This window comes from Methylomonas sp. BG-2, from assembly GCF_057766305.1.
The window spans coordinates 1-3,229 of record NZ_JBYMAP010000335.1; the positions used below are offsets into that span (position 1 = coordinate 1).

Annotated in this window: 2 protein-coding genes; one reads left to right on the forward strand and one right to left on the reverse strand. The window is 58.5% G+C overall.

Annotation, left to right across the window (positions count from 1 at the left end; translation table 11 throughout):
- Window positions 1–88 precede the first annotated feature (88 nt).
- Complete coding sequence (locus tag AC3B8H_RS19710; protein WP_488443222.1) at window positions 89–631, forward strand: M15 family metallopeptidase; 543 nt, start codon at window positions 89–91, stop codon at window positions 629–631.
- A gap of 58 nt (window positions 632–689) precedes the next feature.
- On the opposite strand, the gene AC3B8H_RS19715 is transcribed toward AC3B8H_RS19710, so the two are convergent.
- Complete coding sequence (locus AC3B8H_RS19715; protein WP_488443223.1) at window positions 690–3,104, reverse strand: Ig-like domain-containing protein; 2,415 nt, start codon at window positions 3,102–3,104, stop codon at window positions 690–692.
- Window positions 3,105–3,229 lie beyond the last annotated feature (125 nt).

The window sequence follows — 3,229 nt, forward strand, 5'->3', positions numbered from 1 at the left end:
GCCAAAATGACGGGCACTAACCAGAATCCGACAACGAATCACCGTAAACCCAACCACAATCTTGCCGAGACCCCGGCAACTATCGACCATGGAAGAAGACTCGACCGATCCCTACATCGCCCGCGTTCGCGCGATTTTTCTGGAACTGGGCATACCCGCTGAGTTGCCCCACGCGCGCGGATTGCCGTTATGGCGGGAGCCCGAGCGCTTGGTGGACGTGATGTCGCCTGGCGCCATCAAGCCATTTCAGCTGAGCCCGGAGGCTGCCCAGGCCTGGGCAGCCCTGCAAACCGCCGCGGCCGACGATGAAGTCCAGCTGAGAATGCTATCCGGCTTTCGCGGACTGGATTTTCAAGCGCAACTGATCCGCCGCCAGTTAGCGCAAGATCGGAGTCTGGAAGTCGTTCTGAAAATATTGGCCCCGCCCGGTTACAGCGAGCACCATACCGGCTGCGCGGTGGATGTTGGTACGCCCGGTTGCCCCGGTCTGGACGAAGATTTCGAAAACACCGCCGCCTTCGCCTGGTTATCCAGTCACGCGGGCCGATTTGGATTCACGCTATCGTTCCCGCGCGGTAATCGCTATGGGTACATCTACGAACCTTGGCATTGGCGCTACCGCGCGCCGTAGCCGATTAATTTAGGAGCCGACCATCGACACGGCCGGCTCCCGCGACAACCGCCGCGTCCTAGGGATTCGGACCGTTGTGACAGCTGTAGCAACTGACCCGATAACCGGCCGGCCAATTTTTAGTGCCGAATTCGCCCGCGTCAATCGTTTTAGCCACCTTGATTTCGCTCAGCGGCGTCCCGGCGCTGGTCGTACCGTGACAATAGCTGCAACCGCTTTTGCCGGCATCTTCGTGCTGCTTGACCCAAGCATTGCCGGTGGTGTGCATACCGTGAGGACCGCCGTTCACCGTATTCGGCACCGTGGCATGACAAGCGCTGCATTCGGCGATGGGGCCGGCATGGCCTTGCAAGGCGATGCTTTGCAGGTTTTCGTCGGCGTGGCTGGATGGATACTCGGCATGAGTGGCACCGTGGCATGCCTCGCATTGCAAGCCGCCGTGGCCCTTGCTGAACCGATACAGATTCAGACCCGGCACCGGCGTATCGGCATTCGTCGCGAAGGTGTGGTCGGCCGGCACGATGACCTTGCCGTTGGCGTCAACGCCGGTCGTAGCCCGTCTGCCGGTTGCGGCACTGTTATGGCAGGACTCGCAAGTAGGCTCCTCGAACCAACCTTGTCTTGCACTGCTGCCCACCGCTTTCAGATCGCCGTGGCAACTTTGGCAACTCATCAACGAATTACCGCTGCTATCGACGGCTTTACCCATTGCCCCCCTCAGACATTGCGTTTTCGAACCGGGATGGCATTGATAACAAGATTCACGATTGGCGATGCTGTTTAGCGGCGTTTGGCTGAGCGGATCGAGTACCGAATCGCCGGCATGCTTAAGGTGCAGGGCTTGGGTAAACGGCGCTATGCCCGAAACACCGCCCATCACGCTGACTTTGTTTTCCTTGTCGAAATAGGCGTTGCTGGCATGACAAGCCACGCACAATACCGGTTTGTGATTATCGTCCACCTGGGGCAATAAGCCGCCGGTGGAATAGCCGACCTTGACCGCGGCGGCTTGAAACGCCGCGCCGGCTTTGTGGCGATCGTCGTGGAGCTTCAAAATATTGCGTTTCCAGTCTTTCTCGACATCGTTGTCGAAAACCCAGCCGCCGGCGGGTTTGGCATTGCTACGCGCCGGATCGCTGGCGTCGGTCGATGTGTGGCAACCCTTGCAAGTCATTTCGTCGCTGACCGGTAACGTCGTCGTCGTCGTGGCCAGAACCTTGCCGCTGAGCGCATCCTTGGCGACCACCTTGACGGTTGGATAAAAGTTTTTATTTCCGGCATCGTCGAACGGCGTCACCGGAATACCCTCGGCCTCGAACCAAGCGAAGGCGGCATTGTAGGTCATCGGCGCCGGCGTCAACGAAGGCGTTTTGTTGCCGGCCATTGGCGCACCGGTAGCCAGGCCGTCCAGGTTCACCCCCACATTGTCCGCCGGGCTCAGGCCGAACAAGTCGTCCACCCATGACCAAAAGTTAGTCTTGTCGGCGCTGCTGGTATTGATCGAACCGCTGGTATCGGCAACGGCTTCGTAGGTCAGCGTGACATTGGTACTCACCAGCTTGCCGCTTTTATTCTTGAGTTGCGCATGGAGCGTATTGTAAGGCGGCAGAATGGAGAACACCGAGAAGTCGGTGCCGTCCATGCAGTGCATGCCCAAATCGTTCCAGGCCATCAGCGAATACCCGCCGGAGACCGTGCCATTCAATACGGTCACCGCGACGGTTTTCTCGGTCTTGCTATCCCGAATCGTAATCGTGGTGGCGCCGGCCTTGACGCCGGTCACCACCGCGACACCGTTACTGTAACTAACGCCGGCGACCGAAGCATCCCCGGATTCAACGCTGACGTTGCCGCTGGCATTGCCGACCGTGATATTGGCGGTGGCGCCGACATTCAACGACACATTGCCGGGACTGACGCTCAACGAACTGGTAGAACGCGAGACCACTTTAATCTTGGCCTTTTTACTGGATTTGGCATCCTTGACGGTTAACGTCGTCTCGCCGGTCTTCAAGCCCTTGACCGTGACGGCAGCGTTGCCGTAGACGGCGCTGGCAACGGCGGCCTTGGACGACTTGACACTCACCTTCCCGTTCGGATTGGCGACATTGATCGTCGCGGTGTCGCCGATTCCAAGTTCGAGCTCGCTGGGCGATATTGTCAATACCGGCGCCGCGGCTACCGTAACGGCTATCGATTGCGCGCCATTGCCGTCCTTGACGGTAACCGTCACGTTGCCCGCCTTGCGCGCTTTGATCTTGACGCGCTCATCATCGTATTTGGCGCTGGCAATCGAAGTATTGCTCGATTTGACCGTCACCTTGCCGCGCCGGTCGTTAACCGAAACCTCGCTCGATTGTCCGGCGCTCAAGCTCAATGCGGCCTGCGAAATGTCCAATGCGCTCACGCGGCCGGTCAGCATACAGCCGACCAGCATCAGCAACATATTTAAACTAACGTAACGTATATCCATGGTGACCTCCGGCCGCAAAGCCTAAATGGCAAGTAATGGACCCTAAATCGAGTCTCTTGATCTAAAAATACGGACCGAAACTGCAACACTCGGTCCGTTCTCCGCCCGATTGAATGCCTCGGTTG